Below are 19,111 nucleotides of genomic sequence, written 5' to 3'. Positions count from 1 at the left end.
GCCTGTGGGCCAAATATCAATATGAACTTCATAGGTATCACCCCGGTTCTTAATATCTTGCGCCAATGTCTTATAACGTTTCGGTATTCATGAACCCCGAAGGGGTTGTCTGCTGAAATGCCTCTTCGAAATCCACCTCGCAGACCGAGGCTCCAACGGAGCCGCTGCTTGAATATGATGTTATTGGACGGTCATGCCTTCTTCGAATCTACTGCACATTTCTCTTCAATCTCCAATTTTCCCTGAGTTGTATTGGTTTTATGTGTTTTATGTGTTTTATGATATTTCATGGTTCTGATTTTTTATGTCATTTCATTTTCATTGGTCTTCGTTCTCAATATGTCCTTTGATCTTCAATCTCTTTTGATCTTCTGAATGTTACTTGACCTTTTTTAATCCGATTTTAAAATCGCTTGTGTCCTTCAATGTCTTTTGATCTCTTCCTTTATCTATTTTTGATCTTTCAATTCTTTCATCCCATCCATTCAAGGTTTTTAATCCATTGCAAGTCTGTTCCAATAACGTTATTGTGTTCACGACGTCCCACCACCTTAAGCCCGAAGGGCGGCCGCGATGCGATTAGGTGGTGCGGATGTGTCCGGCTGATCCAGCTTCCCCGAACTCTGAAATGCCTCTCTGAATCCTCTTCTTACTCCGGCCGGACCGAGGGCGAATGCCCGATGCGTGAACATGGTGTTAGCAGATGCCTCTGTCTTCTTCGAAAAACATACACTTCACTCTTCTCTACTCATATATCAATTCTTTACCAAAGTTCTAAATTTATTTGTTTCCTTAGCACTAGCTTCTACCTAAACCTCTGTCAGCTTCAATTTGAAGTTGCGTGGTTGTAGGTCCCATATATTCTTTTGCTGTTCTTAGAATATTTTTATCGTTACCTAATATCTCCAATACTGTTACTGAAAAAATGCTATTTATAAAGTAACCGTCATTGCAATTAGATATTTCTTCAAAATAATCAAATATACTTTCTATTAGCTGTGTGTTTTTATTTTCTTTTAATAGCAAAATTATTTCTGGCATGAAGATACCTTCGATTATGACAGTTACTAAGATCTCACCGTGTTCATCAATTGATTTCAAAAAATCATTTGTTGTTTCAGGCAAGAACATTAACATATCTCTTAGAAATTCATCTGTTTGTTTGTTGATGACTTCCAACTCCTCTATTCATGCAGCTTATATTTAGAAACTCAAGTTTTTCAATCATTGTTTTCACATCGCTCTTACAGAGGTTTCTGCTAACATCATATCTATGAACTTCGTATAAACCTCTCATTTGAACCTCATATGCGAACTACATCTAATATAACCCAATTTGTTCCATCCGCGAAGTGACAAATAGAGAAAAGCAGTCCCACAACTGCGTCGTTTGTTAGTACGAACTAACAAGCATATCTACAGTTACAATGGGACTGCTAAGGCTTATTTAGATCTTTACTGCCTCATACCTAAAATCTTACTCCCTACTCCTAAACCTTACTTGCCACCGACACTCCATACCACGCGCTCGCTCATGGCTTTGTGCTGGGCGATTAGGCAGAGCTCTGCTGCTTTAAACGCGTGTTCCTGTGTCATTCCGGTCTCAGTACGTTCGAGACAATCGCGGATGAGCTGACCGAAGAATGGATAACCGACCTTGCCTTTGACGTTGTATCTGAACTCACCCTCATGGTTGACCAGATATACCTGATCCCCTTCAGGCTCGCGTGCAATATCGATGTACTTGCGTAGCTCGATGTAACCGTCTGTGCCGAGAATCACGGTACGGCCATCGCCCCAGGTTCCAAGACCGTCCGGTGTGAACCAGTCTACGCGGAAGTAGCCGGATGCCCCGTTATCACCGATCAGGGAAGCTTCGCCGAAATCCTCTAGTTCGGGGTACTGTGGATGATTGAAATTGTTGACTCTGCTGAAAGCTACCTGTGCATCACTGCACGACGCAAAAGTCAAGAACTGTTCAATCTGGTGACTGCCAATGTCACAGAGAATGCCGCCGTATTGCTCATGGTTGAAGAACCAATCTGGTCGGCCGCCCGCGTTCAAGCGGTGTGGCCCTGTGCCCATGACCTGTACTACTTTGCCGATGGCTCCTTGTTCAATGAGCTGCCCCGCATAGATGGCACTTTCCACATGCAAGCGTTCACTGTAATACACCATGTATTTTTTGCCCGTACGCTTCACTTCTTCACGTGCCAAGTCTAGTTGTTCCATCGTGGTGAACGGGGCTTTATCCGTAAAATAATCTTTACCTGCCGCCATCACTCTCATGCCAAGTGGCGCACGATCTGATGTAATGGCTGCGCTCGCTACCAGTAGCACCTCTTCATCTGCAAGCACTTCAGCTTCCGATGCGGCAACCTGTGCCTGCGGGAACTGTTTGCGGAATGCCTCCACCTTGACCGGGTCCGGGTCATATACCCATTTGAGTGTAGCTCCAGCATCCAGCAAACCACCAACCATACCATAGATATGTCCGTGATCTAATGCTACAGCTGCGATAGTGAACTCTCCCGGTTCACAGACAACTTCTTTTGTTACACTTTTGGGTGCATAGAACATTCCGTCTTTCGCCATGTTATCCCATCCTTTTCTTTATTGCATTTAATGTATTTTGATCAAGCCTTTTGATATCCCAAAACCCATCAATACGTTTGACTTTTCATTTACACAGAAACGGAGAGGACAGAAAAAACCTGGAAAAGCGAAGCGCTCGCCTGAAAGCTTTCTACAAGAAAGCTACATCGGAAGCATACACTGTTCACTGGAATTCCCCTTGCTATTGGGAATCAAAAAAATCCGGGGATAACAGCGATTGAAAGATTATTCTGTCATCAGAGTGTTCCGTGTAAATCTCTAGTTGAACTTATTTACATCATTTAAAAGTCTGGCTCAGATCGGCAGGCTGACCGCCCGCATATGCTTTGTCTTTCTTCGTAGTTGAACTGGCAATCCGCTCCTGCAAGTGCTCGTAGAACAAGTCTTCATTGATCGGCAGATCGACCCAGTTATCTGTCCAAGTGGAGAGCAGCATCGCGTTGGATAACGTTAAGCCGTGAATGCCGTCCTGACCGGGAGCAATCAATGGTGCCCCTGTGCGAATCGCATCAACCCAGTTGCGGATTAACCCTGGATGACCTGTCTCAATGCCTGTAATCGGCACATCGCATTTCCAGCATTCCGGCTGTCCGAATCCGCCGGTAAAACGTTGATTGAACTCTGGCTCCGATTCGCGCAAGCGCCAGAAGGTGAGTTGTCCGTCTTCGATGACGATTTTACCGCGGTCGCCGCTAACCTCAAAGCGGTTTGTTCCTGGTGCTTCACCCGTGGTGGTTACAAACACGCCGGTCGCTCCGTTTTCATATTCCACATAGGCGGTCACGTCATCTTCCACTTCAATGTTCCGGTATTTGCCGAAGGAGCAGAAGGCACGCATACGCACAGGCATCATGCCAATCGTCCACTGCCACAAGTCCAACTGGTGCGGGTCTTGATTAATCAAAACGCCGCCGCCTTCGCCTGCCCATGTTGCACGCCAGCCGCCGGAATCATAGTAACTCTGGGAGCGATACCAGTTCGTAATGATCCAGTTGGTACGCCGCACCTCGCCAAGCTCACCTGAGGCAATCAAATCTCGCAGCTTGATGTACAGCGGGTTGGTGCGCTGATTGTACATGATGGAGAACACTTTACCGCTTTCCGCAGCAGCTTCGTTCATCTCCCGTACCTGTTTTGTATACACACCCGCCGGCTTTTCGATCATTACATGCAGGCCATGCCGGAATGCCTGAATCGCTTGTTCGGGATGATCATAGTGTGGCGTGGCAACAATGACGGCATCAATCGTTCCCGAAGACATCATCTGCTCCGCATCCTGCCAATACGTTACGGTAGACGGAAGGTTACTCGTTACCCAGCTCTCCATCTCTTTTCTCACATCACATACAGCTACCAATTCTGCACCCGGTACTTCTCCAGCCACCAATGTTCTGGCATGTGACGCCCCCATGTTTCCAATGCCAATAACCGCTACTCGAACGATACTCATGCTTGCTCCTCCTCGTTTACGCGACGCTCAATTTCTGCAAAAACGTCTGCAAAATGCTGCAACATCGCTCTGGATTCCAAAGTTCCGCTAAAATCTTCTATGCCATAATAACCGTCGTAGCCAACTGCTCTCAGATCACGTACCATCTGCACCCAGTCCACCATACCTTCCGTCAGCGGAGCCCAGTGGCATTGCCAAGATGTGCTTAGCGATTGTCCAGAGTCACTTCTCGCAGTCAACGCCTTCTGATCGGGTGTAATCCCGACTTCCTTCTTGTACCACCCTGCATTTTTCACGTGCACATGGGCGAGATACGGACCAAGCAGTTCAAGTCCCATTCGGTGGTTTTCATACCCTTCGTGCACCATGTTGCCCGGATCATAGAGTACTCCGACATGCTCAGGGTCAAGAGATTGTACAAGACGATAGGCTAGAGAAGCCGTTGGCGCAATCGTTTGATGATGCGTTTCAACGACGGCCTTGATGTTATACTGTTTCGCTATATCCTGAACTTCGTTTAGATAACGAACGCCCTTCCCGTACAATTCGGGATAAGCTGTACTCCGGTCATAACCCGGAACACCCACACGCATCATAGAAGCACCAAGTGTAGAAGCGGCCTGGAATGCTTGCTCGGTTGCAGTCATATCCCCACAATTCAGATACGGCACAAGGGCAATAGACTTTCTGTCATGAGCCTTGGCTGCTTCCCGAAAAACAGGAATTTGTTCCTGCCACCTGTCCGGATCGATGGAGCAGCGATTATTTCGCCAGTACGAAGGTTGTTCAGACACAGCATCCTCCGGTATGCCACGAAATCTCCACTCGATTCCAGCGATACCCGCTGCCGCCGCTGCGGAAGCCAGCTCATTAGCATCCAGATCAGGGACAGCAACGGTGAATATGGACAGTTTCATGTTCTTGAACCTCCCCTTTATGTAAACGCATTCATTTTATGTCGTAAACGCATTGTATCACTCTCTCGATCACTGCCATAGTGCCTAACGCAAACAGATGAATGACAGATAACAAACCGCGCATATTCCCCATTCAGAGATAACGTTTCAAGCCGTAACGATGCCTCAGAAAACAAAAAAGCATCTCTAGATCAGAAATGAGTTCTGTTCAGAGACACTTTTTATATTGAATGATATTCTATTGTTGTCCAAGCAAACTTGTCCATACAAACACGATCTATTCCCGATCAAAAAAAACATGCTCGGCCTGCAATTTCCCATCTTCTGCCGTCATAATTCCGAACGAAAATCGCTTCTGAAATCGGCGGTCCGTAGGTGAACCCGGATTAAATACAAGTAAACCATCTACGGTGTGCATCACCGGGATATGGGAATGCCCATAGACTACCGCATCCAGCTGCTCTCCAGCAAAGGTCTGAATGGCGTTCTGCTCTGTGCCGTTTGATCCACGATGACCATGCACAAGTCCAATCCGTAACCCTTCCGCTTCAACAATTCGGGAGAAACCAATCTTCTCTCCAATCTCGGATGGGTCCGTGTTACCAGCTACGCCTTCGACCGGAGCGTAATGGCTTAGCAATTCATACACACTCCAGTCTGACCAATCACCCGCATGGAGAATGAGGTCTGCACCAGTCAATGCGTCAACCAATGGTGCTGGTAACGTTTTTGCTTTTTTCGGTAGATGCGTGTCGGAGATAACAATGATTTTCATGTGACAACCGCCTCCCTTAGTTCGACTTCTGATTCGTCTCTAATTGTGAAGCCTGAATCCGCTCGGTACTAGTCCGTTCCATATCTTCAAGCGTAATCGTCGCAAAAAACTGCTCCACTTTTGATTCAGCAATCTGATACAGATTGGTCAGCAGTCCATCCATTTGAAGGCCTACTTCACAATTGGGATTACAATTGCCATGGATCGGGAACAATGGTCCTTCATCCTTGGCTGCCTCATAAACCATGGCAAGTGTAATTTCACTCGCTGGCTTTGCCAAATAAAATCCTCTAGTGCCTGGTGAAGAATTGACTAATCCTGCCTTTTTCAGCCCTCCCAGAATACGTCTGACAACGACAGGATTGGTGTTTACGCTGCCCGCAATTTCAGCAGACGTGATTCGTTCAGGCGCGCTGAGAGACAGTAACAACAAACAATGCACACTGACCGAAAAATGAGTACTCATGATTAACCACCTTTTTTAATATAATCCCGGATGTTCAAGCCTTATTCCGTAAACAGATCCTTTTCGGGACGTGCTCTGACTTTGAGTTGTCGCACAGTATACTCCAGTTGCTTCACGATGTCATCCAGTTGTTTGCGATCAATCTTATTCGGGTCATCGACAGGTTTGACCGAATTTTTGAGGTCACGAATGGTCAATTGCTGCTCCTGCCATTTATCCATTAAGTCCGCAATATTCGCATAAAAGCGCTCGTAATCCTTAATCACCAGATCCAGGTATGCATCTACCTCGTCCGGGTCATAACCACGAAGTTTATAATTAAACTGCTTCTCATGAATTGATAAAGCATCCAGCTGTACACCCAGTTGTTTGAACAATTGTCTCTGTTTGTCCAATCTTCGTTTCATATGTTCATCCATCTTGACAACCCTCCATTATAGCCAAGCAACGGTTCCATTCATACGAAAAGAACACACGGCAATTTCTCTCTCTATTTTTTATAACACATAATGCATCGAATATAAAACGAAACAGCCCTCTCCCGTGCAAAATGATTGCTTCGCTTGCTTTTCGGGTAAGAAGTCACTACAACCCCTCAAGCGGGAAAGGAGCATGTCCTTATGAGTACATTAACACAAGAACAACGTAAAGAATTGCAGCAAGCCCTGCTGGAACAGCGTGAGGATCTGCAACGTCATTTTGAATCCAGTATGGAGGATGGCGCACCGGCAGAGTCGTTAAAAGATTCTACAGGCGAACTATCCTCTTACGATAATCACCCGGCAGATGCGGGAACAGAAACGTTTGAACGCAGTCGTGATCTCGCAATCGACGATACACTAACCGAAGAGTTTAATCAGGTCAATGAAGCCCTCGAACGTATGGATGAGGGTACATATGGAACCTGTGTTACATGCGGCAAAGAAATCCCTTTTGAACGGCTGCAAGCTATACCTTATACCGCTTATTGCATCGATGATACTCCAAACCGGAATATAAGCAATGACCGCCCTGTTGAGGAAGAGGTCATGACGATGCCACCGAGTGGTGCCGGGGAAGTGAGACAGCGTAATGCGGGCAAGTTTGACCATGCCGAAGCATGGGAAGCTGTTGAGGACTATGGTACATCCAATTCCCCCGCGATGGCCGCCAAACGAGATGTGAAGGATTACGACGAGAACATGTAAGTAACACGAAAAGCATCTCAAGTCCAAGTTAATCAAGTGATTCAGACATCTTATGATTCAGCAGCCTCGACATTGGATCTGATGGAATCAAACCTGTCGCAATATGACAACAAAAAGCCGCCATTAGCGGCTTTTTTGCTGTAACTCCATGCTACCCCATTGCGCTGTCTTCCTAATCTCACTGAATTGACGTCATTACGATGAAATGCGATTTGTCCTGTGTTCTAGACGAGGAAGAATACCCTGTTCATTTCGATTTCACTCAGCTATCCGTCTGTAGACTCCGAGGCTTTAGATTCTGAAGCCTTCCGTTTGGCAGCAGGTTTCAATTTGTTCGCTGTACTAGATGTTTTGGTTGTTATGTCAGATGTTGTAGACGCCTCTGAAGGTACCTTTGTAGGTGCCTTGGAAGCAGACTCTTTTTCTTTTTCTTTTTCTTTTTCTTTTTCTTTTTCTTTTTTCTGCCCAGCCGCCTTTTTCTTTTTTGTCCCGGAATCAGCTTGCGGTGCAGCTTGAACTTCTTTGGACAGCGCCGTGAACAGCTGAAAAACCTGATGGTCTGATTTCTGTTCATCCTTGGTTAAATACGGTTTGCACAGCTCCACAATCTTCTGATATAACTCCTCTACTTCATCCGCCGTAGCGTACAGCGTCATATCCGAGATAAAACGTTTCTCCTGACGATCATGCTCTGCATGATTCATAAAGCGCTGTCGGCTCTGTTCGAACATTTCGTTCAGCAACTTTAGCGTTTCGGAGCGAAAAACCTGCTTCAACGGTGAATTCTCATCCTCTTCATCCTTGTGACGAAGGTGGATTTCACCCGAGAAGGGTTCATAATATTTTGCGATAATGCCGTTGATTTCGCGAGTGGACACCATGCTTAGAAGACCGATTTTCTCCAGCTTTTTCACATGATAATGCACCTTCGCAGGCACCTCTCCCATCAGATCCGCAATTTCCTTCACGGTGGAAGGTCTGCCCTGGCGGTTAAACATATTCATAATCTGTATCCGATACGGATCAGAATAAATTTTAATCTCTTCAATTGTTGAGAGCACTTTATGTTGCTGCATATCCGAATCCTCATTTCCGGGGGACCTGCCTGCCCTTCGTTCCCTATATTATACCGTTCAGACAGGACTGTGGTCAAAAGGATGTATACTTACATCTCCCGCCGAAAACTTTTGCTGGTAAGCAGTAATAACGCAGACAAACCGAGCAGCACGCCAAATAGTATGAACAAGGCCGGCATCGAAAACCAGTCAGCCAGAACACCGGACAGCAGGCTGCCTAGTGGTGAAACACTTAATACCAGCATGCTTTGTAGCGCAGATACTCTCCCGAGCATATGGGCAGGTGTCACTTCCATCAAATAAGATACGAGTGGCGTTGTAGCAAGCGGAATGCCTAAGCCCATAAGCAGACAGAACACCCCTGCCGTTGGGAGCTGGTATGACGTCATATAAGCCGGAAGAGCAGTCATGGCGTACCCGAAACCAAGCATAACAATGCCGGTGATAACCAGTACACTTTTGCGATACCGAGTCCCCTGTTGCGACATCCACAGACCGCCAAGCACGATTCCCCCAACTAAAAGTCCACTAAGCAGACTTAATCCCCAAGCACCTGCTTGCAGTGTTTCCATCACGTAAGGTGTACGCAACACATTAAATGGCATCAGGCAGAAGTTAACCCAAGCAAATAATACGGATGAGACCAGTAACAAAGCATGTTTACGTAGAAAATGAAAAGCATCCGCCATCTCGGAGATCAGACTCCTGGCGCCAGATGACATGGCTCGTGGTGACATCCATTCAGGATAGTCCACCCGGCTCATCAAGATTGCGCTCAGTGCAAACAACGCGGCGTCAATCCAGATGGTCCACGCAATACCTACGGTTGCAATTAAAGCGCCTGCCGCAGCTAGCCCCGCCAGTTCAGCCAATCGAGTGGCCGAAGAGGTCATCGCGTTACCGGAAAGCAACATGGACTGAGGGAGTAATCTGGGAACACTGGACACCTCGGCAGGTGACGTGAAACATTCCAGCAAGGAGTTCAAGATCGTGAATAGGAATAAGTGCCAGACTTCAAGCTGACCCAGAGCGAATAAAAGTGCTGTAAGTCCAACCATTACTCCGCGTCCGGTATTCGTCATGACGATGACTTTTTTGGGGGATAACCGATCCACGAGTGCACCGGCGAACAGCCCAAACAGAATATTCGGTAAAAAGTTAACGGCTAGCAGTGTGCCCATCAGTACCTTCGAGCCGGTTAAAATGTACACCATCCAGCTATACGCAATCGAATCAATGGAATCTCCAAAGCGGGACACCATTTTACTCAATATGAATTGCATATATGGCCTGATTCGAATTAATTCTCCCAAGCCTTGTTTCCCCGCCACAGCACCCTCGTTCATCATTGTTCCACTCCTCAACGTTAAAATATTTTTCATGTTAATATTATTTTAACGAAGTTTATGCAAAAATCAATACAAACGTGAAAATATTTTTAACGTTGTTTCTTAATGATTTTTTTAACGGCAAATATTTATAAAAATATCAGGCCTGACTATCCATCCTGATTGCTCTAGCTTAACCACACAAAAAAGACTCTCATCGTCATCGATGGAGTCCTAATTCATCTCTAATTTTAAATTTTCAACCTAAGAGGTTGAGGTCTGGAGATCATTGCACTACAGCTTCAGCAGTTGTTTAAATCGGACTTCGATCCACAAGCACCCGCTGACGTTTGCGCGCAGACTCCAGACAGGCATCAATCACACGCATGTTCAAAATGGTGTTGTCCGGACCGAATGGCAACGCTTCTCCTTCAAGAGCTGCCATCGCAAACGTTTCCACCTGAAGCACATAGGAGTTGGATACCGAAACTCGTTCCTCCCTACTGACGGAATCCGTATGAATGATGATCTGAGGCGGAATATCACTATTCTCCCAGCCGAACACTTTAGGCAGCTCAATACGTCCTTCCGTTCCGAGAATCTCCATCTCAGCCCGTCCTGACGCCCACATACCGCAATCAAAGGTCAGTGCCACTGAGTTCGGAAACTCAATCAGCCCTGAAGCCATCATATCCACACCATCATGTTCCTCTGAAAATAAGGCATGAACCGTAACGGCTTCTGGCTCTTGTCCCAGATACATCCGTGCCGCAGAAATCGGATATACGCCGAGGTCAAAAATAGAACCGCCACCCATATGTTTTTTGAATCTCACATTGTCTTTGTCATCTGCGGTATTACATGTAAAATTACCATGAATCGCTCTGACCGTTCCAATCTCGCCACTCTCGATAATCTCCTGCACCCGTCTGTGCTTCGGATGATATCGATACATGATGGCTTCCGAGAATAACACCCTATGACGTTCACATGCCTCTATCATCTCTATGGATTCCTTTGCATTCAGAGCCGCTGGTTTTTCACAAAGCACATGTTTTCCCGCCTCGGCAGCTTTAATCGTCCACTCTCGATGTAAATGGTTTGGCAACGGGATATAAACGGCCTGGATATCCGGATCAGCAATAAGTTCCTCATAACTGCCATACGATCTGACAATGTCCATCTCTTCAGCCAGAGCTGCTGCCTTTTCCTTCGAGCGGCTGGCAATTGCCAGTACTTCACCGCGTTCAGACTGCTGAATTGCAGGAATAATTGCATTTTTGGCAATCGTTGAAGTACCCAGTACACCCCACTGCAGAGGTCTGTTCATGCTCATCTTCCTTTCATACCGTAATTATCCGCTTCTGCCTTGTGCAAAATGCCAAGACAACGATCCAGATCAGCTTTCACCTGTTTCTTGTATAACTCTGCTTTGGCCGCACCATCATCTGTGAAGTGATAAAGAACGATCTCCTGAAAATCAACTTTGGGATCGTTTCCCTTTAATTTTTTGGTTCGATAAAAGATACCCTGCTGCACCAGCTCATGTAATGCCCGATATACCTCACTTTGGGGAGGTACATATCCGTAATCTTTGAATTCCTGCTTCATCGCTTCCAACATCTCGTAACCATAACCCCTATGTTGCTCCACCATCGTGATAAGATAAACTTTGATAAATGCCCGCTGTGCAATCATAAAAGCCATGAGCTTTCCCTCCTGTCAGAACCTGTCTATCTCTCATTATAAAACATATGTTCTGATCCTGCCATCTTGATCCTGATTTCACTCTTGTAACGTGTTCTTATGGAGAGTAAGCAGGATAAAGAGATTAAATGTAGGAGGGCTGATGTAAGAAAGCACAGCTCTTATTATTATGAATTTTTCACATGATGAAACAATCACCTTTGGATCGAAGCAATCGTTTTATTGGCTTGAGTGTGCTTCGGTACAACGCCTACGATCCATTTTCCCCATTTAAAACGCGAGATCAGCCAGGTCAGCACACAAGATACGGTCAGTGCCACAATCCACGTTACAATCATGCGTATCGCGGGATTCCATCCCCACGCCACATACAACCATTCGTCTGGAATGTAACTGTAACGAAGCACCAGCATGTGCATCAAATATCCACCATAGGACATGCCGCCGATCCATCCCAGCCAGTAGAGAACGCGATGGTGATGAAGCTTACTAGCTAATTGATACATCACCATGATGGAGGCAATCAGGAACAGAATCATATCGGGCCTGATCAGGCTGACGGTATAAAATCGGATTTGAATTCCTTCGGGTGTCTGAAACTCCAGCATTAATAGATACATAAACCGTAGACCTAAGATCATAAACACCAGCCAGTAGACCCAGCGCAAACGTTCAATCCATTCTTTCCAGCGCTGTACCGAAAGTCCCGCCGCAGCGCCCAGTACAAAATAAAAAAAGAAATAGATGAAATTACGGTCTGCATAGGTTGTAAACGCATCTGTGAGAACGGGGATTTGCAGCCGCTCCATCCAGCCGGCAATGTTCCTTAATTGATCCGCCAAGATGAGAAATACGACACCCGAGATCAGTAAAGCGATCATTCTCCCCTTGGCTTGGTAACGGTGAACCACGTACCGGATTCCGCGCAAAAATAATGGGAAAAACACATAAAACTGAATGAGCATAATAATGTACCAGAAATGCGAAGCCGTTTTACCCGTCACCAGCTTCAGAGCGAGGTCAGGAATGTCCTGCCAGCCAAATGCTGCCCAGTTACGCGGGGCAAGTACAAAATAAATGAGTGACCAGACCACATAGGGCAAGATGACATCCATGACTCTTTTCCGCATAAACCGGCCGTAATGGAGCTTATCACCTGTGTTGTAGAACAGCACCATCCCGGTAATAAATATAAAAAGTGGCACAGCGAACTTCGCTAACATCAGTAACAAGGCCAGCACAACGCCATCCTGAAGTCCAACCTGAGGAACCAGCGAATAATGAGCAATCGAATGTTGCAGTACAACCGCTGCAAAGGCCAAGCCTCGTAGTGTTTCTATTTCAGTAATTCGTTCTTTGCGAGGCAAATCACTCAACCTACCTTTCTTGTTTATCCTTGCAAAATCAAAATAAAAAACGATGACCATCCATTGGAGGTATGTAAAACGAATGTCAGACAAATCATCCAGTATACCTGAATCCAAAACGGTTCAACAACATCTGGCGATTGCTTACCACCGTAAACGCACACAGATTAATGAGCAGACCTTCCAAGCTACTACCGGACTTATCACTTTTCTCAGTCTCCTGTTGCTTGTGATTGGCCTCGCGCTGGCGGTGCTTCTGTATGTATTGTTATTCCCTGTCTGACCATGTGAAAAACAATATTCGGATCTTATCATTACAAACCCAATGCAAACCTGAAACAGCCAACCCCCGTATGAGTACAAAAACCGGTCTCCTCAGCGGAGACCGGCTGCAGTCCTTGTTATCGTTCATAGGCATCATTCCTATTTCAAAGACTCGATTCAAATGAGCTAGCATGTGTTCTAGGGTGTTAATTTATCGTTTTTTTTACAAAAAGGTGTTGTTGCCGAAACGAGCGGCTTTGGTCTGCGCTTCCAGCCGACGTTCTTCCATATCGAGATCCGGACGGGCATCAGCAGTATTCACATCTTCACCATGCACAGGATCGATGTTGGAATGAGTCTGACGGTTAAGGTTAAACACATCGTATACCGCGCCGTCCCGATCCGATGAGTCAACGAGCAACAGAATTTTACCATGCTGCACATACTCCTCATATTGTCTCGCATCCTCTTCTGGAATTCCCAGTCCTACAAGTCCACCAACCAATCCGCCGGCTCCTGCACCTACAGCCGCACCTGTAAATGCTGCGGCAATAGGTCCTGCAGCCAGAATCGGGCCAATCCCGGGAATAGCCAATGCCCCAATGCCAGCAAGCAAACCTGCTACGCCTCCAAGTACACCACCTGTAGCCGCACCTGCTGCTACACCCTCCGGTGCTTTTGTACCTGTCTCTTCCCGAATAGCCTTCAGCTCATCTCTGTCCTGCGTCACGACAGATATTTCATCCGATGTAAATCCTTCGGCTTTCAAACTTTCAATCGCCTCAGATGCCTCACGCTCTGTATTAAACACACCTACGATTTTCTTCTTCATAGTGAATACCTCCTCATAAATTTGAGTGGTTCGCTATGTTATTACCCGTCATTCTTTCTTTCAAACGTTTCTGGGCCAATGATTATATGCATAAATACTAATTTAGGACAAAAGAACGAATGCCCGTGGGCAAAGAAAATGACGAGATCATCCAGAGAAAAAATTGGAAACAGCGATGCTGCGGAATGATCCTTCTCAGAATGAAATTTTGCGTCTGATGCATATGCTCCGTCTTGATTATCGGATCTCCGCCGACGAGAGAGGGCATACAAGACAAGGCGAGAATACAGCGTTCAGCAGGGTTATTCTGTCATCAGACTTAGGATAGACATTTTCAGTTTGACTAGTATTGATTATCAACAACCCGCTTATCAGGTTGTTCGCGGTTTCGCCCGGTTGGTTGCGATCGCTTCAAGCGGATTGTCAGGCCAGTAATGTTTCGGATATCGCCCTTTTAAATCTTTCTTAACCTCGAAATAGGTCTCACGCCAGAAATTGGCCAAATCTCTTGTGACCTGCACAGGACGTTGCGCTGGAGATAACAGATGCAACGTGACCGGCACGCGACCACCCCCGATGTGAGGGGTCTCTTGCTGTCCAAACATCTCTTGTAATCGAACAGCCAGGATTGGATCCTCCGGATTACTGTAATCCACGGGAATACGAGAACCACTTGGAACCTGGATATGAGTTGGAGCCTCTTCATCCAGCTGCTGCCGCTGCGTCCAGCTAAGTCCGCCCAAAAGTACATCATGCATGGACAATTTCTTCAGATCAGCGGCCGAGCGCATTCCTGCCAGATACGGTGCAAGCTGTTCCTCCAGCTCATCCGTTACATGATCTTCAATCAGATCAGGCCAGTCTGGCATGTGCAGATGCAGAAAACGCATGCGCTCCGCAAGTTGGCGCGATGTTTTACTCCAGGGCAGGATGTCCAATCCTTCCAGTCGTATCCCCGACAATAGTGCTTCCAGCACCTGATCTTCCGGTGGCTGTGCAATCGTGCTTTCTTTGATGATTATTGCTCCGATGCGCTGCCGCTTATGTGCCCGCACACTTCTGGTCGTGCGATCCCAAGCCACCAGCACCTCCTCGTGCAACAGATGCTGTGCTGCACGCAGCATCGCCTGCTCCTGCACCGGCGCAGCCAGCAGGATACGCGCATCTGCCCCCTGGTCGTCGGCCTCGGCTGCGACCAGATAGGCGGAACGGCTCAGCGACTCTGCCCCCGCGAGCCGCACCCCGCGGCCGCTGCTCAGCAGATAGCGGCCATCCTCGCGGCGCTGCCCGATCCGGTCCGGATACGCAAAGGACAGCAGCAGCCCGCAGCTGTCCTCATCCGGCCGCACCGGATCGGCCGCCGCGTTGCCGAGCGCCGAGCATAGCTGGCGGCTCTCCTGCAACATGCGCCGCACGGCAGCGCCGTCTGCGCCAGCCGCTGCCGTCGGCGCCCTCCCGCTGCTGCCTGCGGCCAGCAGCGCTTCTACGCGCGGGCGCAAATCCGTGCCCGCGCCGCCAGCACTTGCGCTGCTGCTGCGGAGGCCTGCCGGCTCCTGCAGCAGCGCCGCCAGCGTGCTGGCGTAGCTGGCCAGCCCAAGCTCCGCCGCGCGGAGCAACATGCTGGCCAGCCGCGGATGAACGCCAAGTGTGTTCATCCGCCGCCCAAAGGGCGTGAGGCGGCCTGCGTTGTCCAGGCCGCCCAGCTGGCGCAGCAGCGCCTGTGCCTGAGCGTAAGCCGCATCAGGCGGGATGTCCAGCCAGCTCAGCTCAGCTGGGGACTGGACACCCCACGCGGCAAGCTCCAGCGCCAGCGGCGCAAGATCCGCGGAGGTGATCTCCGGGCGTGCTGCTTCAGGCAGCGCGCCATGAGCCTCCTCGCTCCATAGCCGGTAACACACCCCCGGGGCAATACGCCCCGCACGTCCGCGCCTCTGATCAGCGGACGCCTTGGAGACCGGCTGTGTGACAAGCCGGCTCATGCCCGTCCTTGGCGAGAAAGCCGACGCCCGGCTGAGTCCGGCATCCACGACCACTTTTACTCCCGGAAGAGTCAGACTCGACTCCGCAATGGAAGTTGACAGCACAACCTTGCGCCAGCCACCCGCCGCAGGCCGGATGGCTTCATCCTGCTTCTCGGCTGACATACTGCCATACAGGGTATGCACAAGAACCTGCGGAGGAAGAGATGCTTGCAACAGTTCCCTTTCCGTACGATGAATCTCTCTTGCCCCGGGAAGAAAAACCAAAACATCCCCCTGTTCTTCACTCAATGCCCGAATAATGGTACGAGCCGTCCAGCTCTCCAGTTCAACAGCGGCAGGCTTCGCGACATATTTCGTTTCCACTGGAAACGTGCGTCCTTTACAATGCACAACCTGTGTATTTTCGCCTAGCATACGACAAACCGGTTCCGGGTCAAGCGTTGCCGACATGACCAGCAGCTTCAGATCAGGCCGCAACATGGCCCGCGATTCCAGCGCCAAAGCCAGCCCCAAATCCGCGTGCAGGTGTCGTTCATGAAACTCGTCAAAAATGATCATCGCCGTATCTTCGAGTTCCTGATCCTGCTGCAGCATACGCGTTAATACGCCCTCAGTGACCACTTCGATTCGAGTAGCCGGGCTTACCCGGGTATCCATTCGTACGCGGTATCCGACCGTTTCTCCTGCTTTTTCACCCAGCGTTGCTGCCATTCTCGATGCGGCTGAACGAGCAGCGAGTCTCCGCGGCTCCAGCATAATGATTTTTTTGCCATCCAGCCAAGGCTGCTCAAGCATCGCTAGTGGCACAACCGTTGTCTTCCCGGCTCCCGGTTCAGCAATCAAAACACCTGTGTCCTGGTCACGGAACAACTGCTGTACCTCCGGAATAATCGCTTGTATTGGTAAATCAGTGTACATATCATCGCTCCTAATGCATATCTTACCGTTTCAATATCATTCTATAAGTTCAGTATTCGAATGTTAGCATTATAACAAAAAAAGCCGTCCCGAAGGAACGACTATCCGACATCCATGACTTTTGACGATATCACTTAAACTCATCCAGTCACCTAAGTACTCAGCTACGAGCTAGGGCGTGTCTTGAAACCTACTGAAGTGCATCTTTTCCCCCTTTTCGCCCCCTGCTACGTCACTTTTCCTTGCTTGGAACGAAAATCAGCAAAATCTGCTTTCTCCGCGTTTTCAGACACGCCCTAATCATTTGGGTATAACCCGTTACGGTCTAATTTGATTAAGCCCCTATCTCTTACCAGATCAACTTAGCAGAGACTCCGCACCATCGATCACAATCTCTGCTCCAGTAATATGTTTGGATGCCCCGGAAGCGAGGAAGCTAACCAGATCCGCAACGTGCTCGGGCTGTCCGGGTCCATCCGCGAGCGGCTGCTGTCCTTCCGGGAATTCCATCGGGATGATAATATCCTGAAGGTCATCTGTCTTGATTGTACTTTGATCAATATTGGTAGCAATCGCGCCTGGACAGATCACGTTGACTCTGATCTTGAACTTCGCCAGCTCCAAAGCCGCCATTTTGGCAAAAGCCACCTGTCCTGCTTTTGACGTACTATACGCCGACATGCCGAAGCTGGAGAAACGCTGATTCCCATTGATCGAGCTCGTAATAATAATGCTGCCGCCGCCGCGTTTTTTCAGATGTGGGAGTGCATATTTAACGGTGAAAAATGTGCCGTCCAGGTTCGTCGTAATAATCTGCTTCCAGTCCTGCACCTGAATTTCCTCGATTGGAGCCGATACCCCGTTAATGCCCGCATTGGCAAAAACGATATCCAGCCCTCCAAACAATTCCACCGTTTCCAGTACAGCTTTTTCAACCCGCGCCGGATCGGAAATATCCACATCGAATGCTCGTGCAGCCCCTTCATGGTTCGCATTAATCTCGGCTTCTGTCTTCGAAATGCGATCATTCACCAAATCGAACAACGCCACATGCGCCCCTTCATTCGCCAGCTTGAGTGCCGTGGCCTTGCCGATTCCCGAGCCAGCTCCTGTAATGATAGCCACCTTACCTTGAAAAGGTAATCTGTTACTGTGTTGTGTCATCGCCCACCCACTCCTTCGTTTTGGAAATTATGTAAGAAGATTCAATCCGATTTTTAATTCAATCAATTCTTCACAAGATTACCCAAAACGAGCAGCTTTTAAATCAACACCCGTAAACTTTTTCATTTTTCAGGCAACTACATGCACTGACGATCTGTACCAGCAACTCCCCGGCTCATCTCAAAAAACGATCCTCGTTACAGGTCGCGTTCACCACTCCAGTTCGATAAAAGCGGCATCATCCTCAAGTCCACCCGTATGGGCGGCATCCAGCAACACTTGAATATGCTCATCTGGGATATATGTACCAATGGCATCGAGATCATTCAGTCCGTCTGTATACAGTTGAAGGCGAAATGATTCACTTCCTGAACCTTTCATTTCGAAAACATGGGGTCTTCCCCCTATGGAGCCTTCTCGTGTAGACCAACGTTCACTCGTCTTGCAGTGCTTCTGGAATGGTTCCGACTGCTCCTGTCCATTACGCCAGAGCCGGATTCTGGAATCTCCTTGCCATGCCAGCCAAACTCGGCTCTTCCGTCTTCCAGACGTGAGTTCAATGCGTCCGCATACATACATGGCCTGACTTCCTTGGCTTCGTTTTTCCATCAACACCTCCCGCAACAGAAGCGGCGAGGTATCCAAAGGCTGTAATTGTTCAAGCTGTTCGGATGCAGAACCCGTTAGACGTTGGAGAAACTGTTCGACCCCTTCAGTGGTTAATGATGACGTCGTTTCCAGCCATTCCAGCAGTGCACTACCGAGAAAACGCGCAGCAAAATCACCCAGATAACTCATGCCAACTCCATCACACAATACAAAATGACAGACATTACCTTGCATGCGAATCGCAACAAAGTCTTGCCCTGCGTCACCCTGGTTCACGGTTTCTGCTGCACGTCCATATCCGTATCTGCATTTCAGCTTGCCCTGGTAGCGAGTTAACGGCTGTTCTCCAGTCTGAATGCTTACATAGCGAAAATTGTCATGTTGTTGCTTCACATGACCTCCTCGATCACTGGCAGACAATGTTGCCATACGCATTACTCGCATGATTCCCCT

The 19,111-nt window shown here is 48.2% G+C and carries 21 protein-coding genes; 3 read left to right on the top strand and 18 right to left on the bottom strand.

Annotated features, from left to right (window positions below):
• Positions 1-378: 378 nt before the first annotated feature.
• From EC604_RS30055 to EC604_RS27175, 9 genes are all read right to left on the bottom strand, one after another.
• Positions 379-537 (bottom strand): hypothetical protein, encoded by a 159-nt coding sequence (locus tag EC604_RS30055; RefSeq protein WP_161557069.1) that lies wholly within the window; start codon positions 535-537, stop codon positions 379-381.
• Positions 538-551: 14 nt separating this feature from the next.
• Complete coding sequence (locus tag EC604_RS30050; RefSeq protein WP_161557068.1) at positions 552-692, bottom strand: hypothetical protein; 141 nt, start codon at positions 690-692, stop codon at positions 552-554.
• 106 nt (positions 693-798) lie between these two features.
• The gene (locus EC604_RS27205; RefSeq protein WP_240037248.1) at positions 799-1,179 is read right to left on the bottom strand and encodes a DUF7674 family protein; all 381 of its coding nucleotides are present in this window, start codon (positions 1,177-1,179) and stop codon (positions 799-801) included.
• A 318-nt stretch (positions 1,180-1,497) separates the two neighbouring features.
• Entirely contained in the window at positions 1,498-2,595 is a 1,098-nt protein-coding gene (locus EC604_RS27200) for a Gfo/Idh/MocA family protein (protein WP_123067134.1), read from the bottom strand.
• Positions 2,596-2,893: 298 nt separating this feature from the next.
• Positions 2,894-4,066, bottom strand: coding sequence for a Gfo/Idh/MocA family protein (locus tag EC604_RS27195; protein WP_123067133.1), 1,173 nt, complete (start codon positions 4,064-4,066; stop codon positions 2,894-2,896).
• Complete coding sequence (locus EC604_RS27190) at positions 4,063-4,983, bottom strand: sugar phosphate isomerase/epimerase family protein (protein WP_123067132.1); 921 nt, start codon at positions 4,981-4,983, stop codon at positions 4,063-4,065. Before EC604_RS27190 ends, EC604_RS27195 begins: the two co-directional genes overlap by 4 nt.
• 277 nt (positions 4,984-5,260) lie before the next feature.
• Positions 5,261-5,758, bottom strand: a complete 498-nt coding sequence (locus EC604_RS27185; protein WP_123067131.1) for a metallophosphoesterase family protein — start codon at positions 5,756-5,758, stop codon at positions 5,261-5,263.
• Positions 5,759-5,774: 16 nt separating this feature from the next.
• Complete coding sequence (locus tag EC604_RS27180; RefSeq protein ID WP_123067130.1) at positions 5,775-6,224, bottom strand: Rrf2 family transcriptional regulator; 450 nt, start codon at positions 6,222-6,224, stop codon at positions 5,775-5,777.
• 41 nt (positions 6,225-6,265) lie between these two features.
• The gene (locus EC604_RS27175) at positions 6,266-6,643 is read right to left on the bottom strand and encodes a DivIVA domain-containing protein (RefSeq protein ID WP_123067129.1); all 378 of its coding nucleotides are present in this window, start codon (positions 6,641-6,643) and stop codon (positions 6,266-6,268) included.
• Positions 6,644-6,844: 201 nt separating this feature from the next.
• Here EC604_RS27175 and EC604_RS27170 point away from each other — a divergent pair, with 201 nt between their 5' ends.
• Positions 6,845-7,411 carry a TraR/DksA C4-type zinc finger protein gene (locus EC604_RS27170; RefSeq protein WP_123067128.1) on the top strand — a complete coding sequence of 189 codons (567 nt, stop codon included), beginning with the start codon at positions 6,845-6,847 and terminating at the stop codon, positions 7,409-7,411.
• Between the two features lie 266 nt (positions 7,412-7,677).
• On the opposite strand, the gene EC604_RS27165 is transcribed toward EC604_RS27170, so the two are convergent.
• The 5 genes from EC604_RS27165 to EC604_RS27145 form a co-directional block, all read right to left on the bottom strand.
• Complete coding sequence (locus EC604_RS27165; protein WP_123067127.1) at positions 7,678-8,487, bottom strand: ArsR/SmtB family transcription factor; 810 nt, start codon at positions 8,485-8,487, stop codon at positions 7,678-7,680.
• Positions 8,488-8,576: 89 nt separating this feature from the next.
• On the bottom strand, positions 8,577-9,836 hold the full coding sequence (locus EC604_RS27160) for an MFS transporter (protein WP_205127958.1): 1,260 nt from the start codon (positions 9,834-9,836) through the stop codon (positions 8,577-8,579).
• Positions 9,837-10,128: 292 nt separating this feature from the next.
• Positions 10,129-11,145: a Gfo/Idh/MocA family protein gene (locus tag EC604_RS27155; RefSeq protein WP_123067125.1), complete on the bottom strand. Its 1,017-nt coding sequence runs from the start codon at positions 11,143-11,145 to the stop codon at positions 10,129-10,131.
• A 2-nt stretch (positions 11,146-11,147) separates the two neighbouring features.
• Positions 11,148-11,522 (bottom strand): helix-turn-helix transcriptional regulator, encoded by a 375-nt coding sequence (locus tag EC604_RS27150; protein ID WP_123067124.1) that lies wholly within the window; start codon positions 11,520-11,522, stop codon positions 11,148-11,150.
• 194 nt (positions 11,523-11,716) lie between these two features.
• Positions 11,717-12,898 (bottom strand): acyltransferase, encoded by a 1,182-nt coding sequence (locus EC604_RS27145; protein WP_161557066.1) that lies wholly within the window; start codon positions 12,896-12,898, stop codon positions 11,717-11,719.
• Between the two features lie 73 nt (positions 12,899-12,971).
• Here EC604_RS27145 and EC604_RS27140 point away from each other — a divergent pair, with 73 nt between their 5' ends.
• Entirely contained in the window at positions 12,972-13,172 is a 201-nt protein-coding gene (locus tag EC604_RS27140; protein ID WP_123067122.1) for a hypothetical protein, read from the top strand.
• A gap of 204 nt (positions 13,173-13,376) precedes the next feature.
• On the opposite strand, the gene EC604_RS27135 is transcribed toward EC604_RS27140, so the two are convergent.
• A complete protein-coding gene (locus tag EC604_RS27135) occupies positions 13,377-13,985 on the bottom strand; it encodes a general stress protein (protein WP_123067121.1) in 609 nt (202 codons plus the stop codon).
• Positions 13,986-14,148: 163 nt separating this feature from the next.
• Between EC604_RS27135 and EC604_RS30045 the strand changes: the two genes are divergently transcribed.
• A complete protein-coding gene (locus EC604_RS30045) occupies positions 14,149-14,313 on the top strand; it encodes a hypothetical protein (protein ID WP_161557065.1) in 165 nt (54 codons plus the stop codon).
• Positions 14,314-14,356: 43 nt separating this feature from the next.
• Here EC604_RS30045 and hrpB read toward each other — a convergent pair whose 3' ends face one another.
• The 3 genes from hrpB to EC604_RS27120 form a co-directional block, all read right to left on the bottom strand.
• Positions 14,357-16,885: an ATP-dependent helicase HrpB gene (gene hrpB / locus EC604_RS27130; RefSeq protein WP_123067120.1), complete on the bottom strand. Its 2,529-nt coding sequence runs from the start codon at positions 16,883-16,885 to the stop codon at positions 14,357-14,359.
• A gap of 357 nt (positions 16,886-17,242) precedes the next feature.
• A complete protein-coding gene (locus tag EC604_RS27125; RefSeq protein ID WP_123067119.1) occupies positions 17,243-18,049 on the bottom strand; it encodes an SDR family oxidoreductase in 807 nt (268 codons plus the stop codon).
• A gap of 210 nt (positions 18,050-18,259) precedes the next feature.
• Positions 18,260-19,102 (bottom strand): protein phosphatase 2C domain-containing protein, encoded by an 843-nt coding sequence (locus EC604_RS27120; RefSeq protein ID WP_123067118.1) that lies wholly within the window; start codon positions 19,100-19,102, stop codon positions 18,260-18,262.
• Positions 19,103-19,111 lie beyond the last annotated feature (9 nt).

It is taken from the genome of Paenibacillus amylolyticus, from assembly GCF_003719335.1.
Lineage (GTDB): Bacteria > Bacillota > Bacilli > Paenibacillales > Paenibacillaceae > Paenibacillus > Paenibacillus amylolyticus_D.
The sequence above is the reverse complement of the archived record's forward strand: the minus strand, read 5'-3'. Positions and strand labels throughout refer to the sequence as shown.

What these genes read in the sequence shown, in the direction of transcription:
- EC604_RS27185 (WP_123067131.1), bottom strand. Translation starts at nt 5,758, where the DNA reads ATGAAAATCATTGTTATCTCCGACACGCATCTACCGAAAAAAGCAAAA.
- EC604_RS27200 (WP_123067134.1), bottom strand. Translation starts at nt 2,595, where the DNA reads ATGGCGAAAGACGGAATGTTCTATGCACCCAAAAGTGTAACAAAAGAA.
- EC604_RS30050 (WP_161557068.1), bottom strand. Translation starts at nt 692, where the DNA reads ATGTTCACGCATCGGGCATTCGCCCTCGGTCCGGCCGGAGTAAGAAGA.
- EC604_RS27155 (WP_123067125.1), bottom strand. Translation starts at nt 11,145, where the DNA reads ATGAACAGACCTCTGCAGTGGGGTGTACTGGGTACTTCAACGATTGCC.
- EC604_RS27175 (WP_123067129.1), bottom strand. Translation starts at nt 6,643, where the DNA reads ATGGATGAACATATGAAACGAAGATTGGACAAACAGAGACAATTGTTC.
- EC604_RS27160 (WP_205127958.1), bottom strand. Translation starts at nt 9,836, where the DNA reads ATGATGAACGAGGGTGCTGTGGCGGGGAAACAAGGCTTGGGAGAATTA.
- EC604_RS27195 (WP_123067133.1), bottom strand. Translation starts at nt 4,066, where the DNA reads ATGAGTATCGTTCGAGTAGCGGTTATTGGCATTGGAAACATGGGGGCG.
- EC604_RS27190 (WP_123067132.1), bottom strand. Translation starts at nt 4,983, where the DNA reads ATGAAACTGTCCATATTCACCGTTGCTGTCCCTGATCTGGATGCTAAT.
- EC604_RS27140 (WP_123067122.1), top strand. Translation starts at nt 12,972, where the DNA reads ATGTCAGACAAATCATCCAGTATACCTGAATCCAAAACGGTTCAACAA.
- EC604_RS27165 (WP_123067127.1), bottom strand. Translation starts at nt 8,487, where the DNA reads ATGCAGCAACATAAAGTGCTCTCAACAATTGAAGAGATTAAAATTTAT.
- hrpB (WP_123067120.1), bottom strand. Translation starts at nt 16,885, where the DNA reads ATGTACACTGATTTACCAATACAAGCGATTATTCCGGAGGTACAGCAG.
- EC604_RS27170 (WP_123067128.1), top strand. Translation starts at nt 6,845, where the DNA reads ATGAGTACATTAACACAAGAACAACGTAAAGAATTGCAGCAAGCCCTG.
- EC604_RS27150 (WP_123067124.1), bottom strand. Translation starts at nt 11,522, where the DNA reads ATGGCTTTTATGATTGCACAGCGGGCATTTATCAAAGTTTATCTTATC.
- EC604_RS27135 (WP_123067121.1), bottom strand. Translation starts at nt 13,985, where the DNA reads ATGAAGAAGAAAATCGTAGGTGTGTTTAATACAGAGCGTGAGGCATCT.
- EC604_RS27125 (WP_123067119.1), bottom strand. Translation starts at nt 18,049, where the DNA reads ATGACACAACACAGTAACAGATTACCTTTTCAAGGTAAGGTGGCTATC.
- EC604_RS27180 (WP_123067130.1), bottom strand. Translation starts at nt 6,224, where the DNA reads ATGAGTACTCATTTTTCGGTCAGTGTGCATTGTTTGTTGTTACTGTCT.
- EC604_RS27120 (WP_123067118.1), bottom strand. Translation starts at nt 19,102, where the DNA reads ATGCGAGTAATGCGTATGGCAACATTGTCTGCCAGTGATCGAGGAGGT.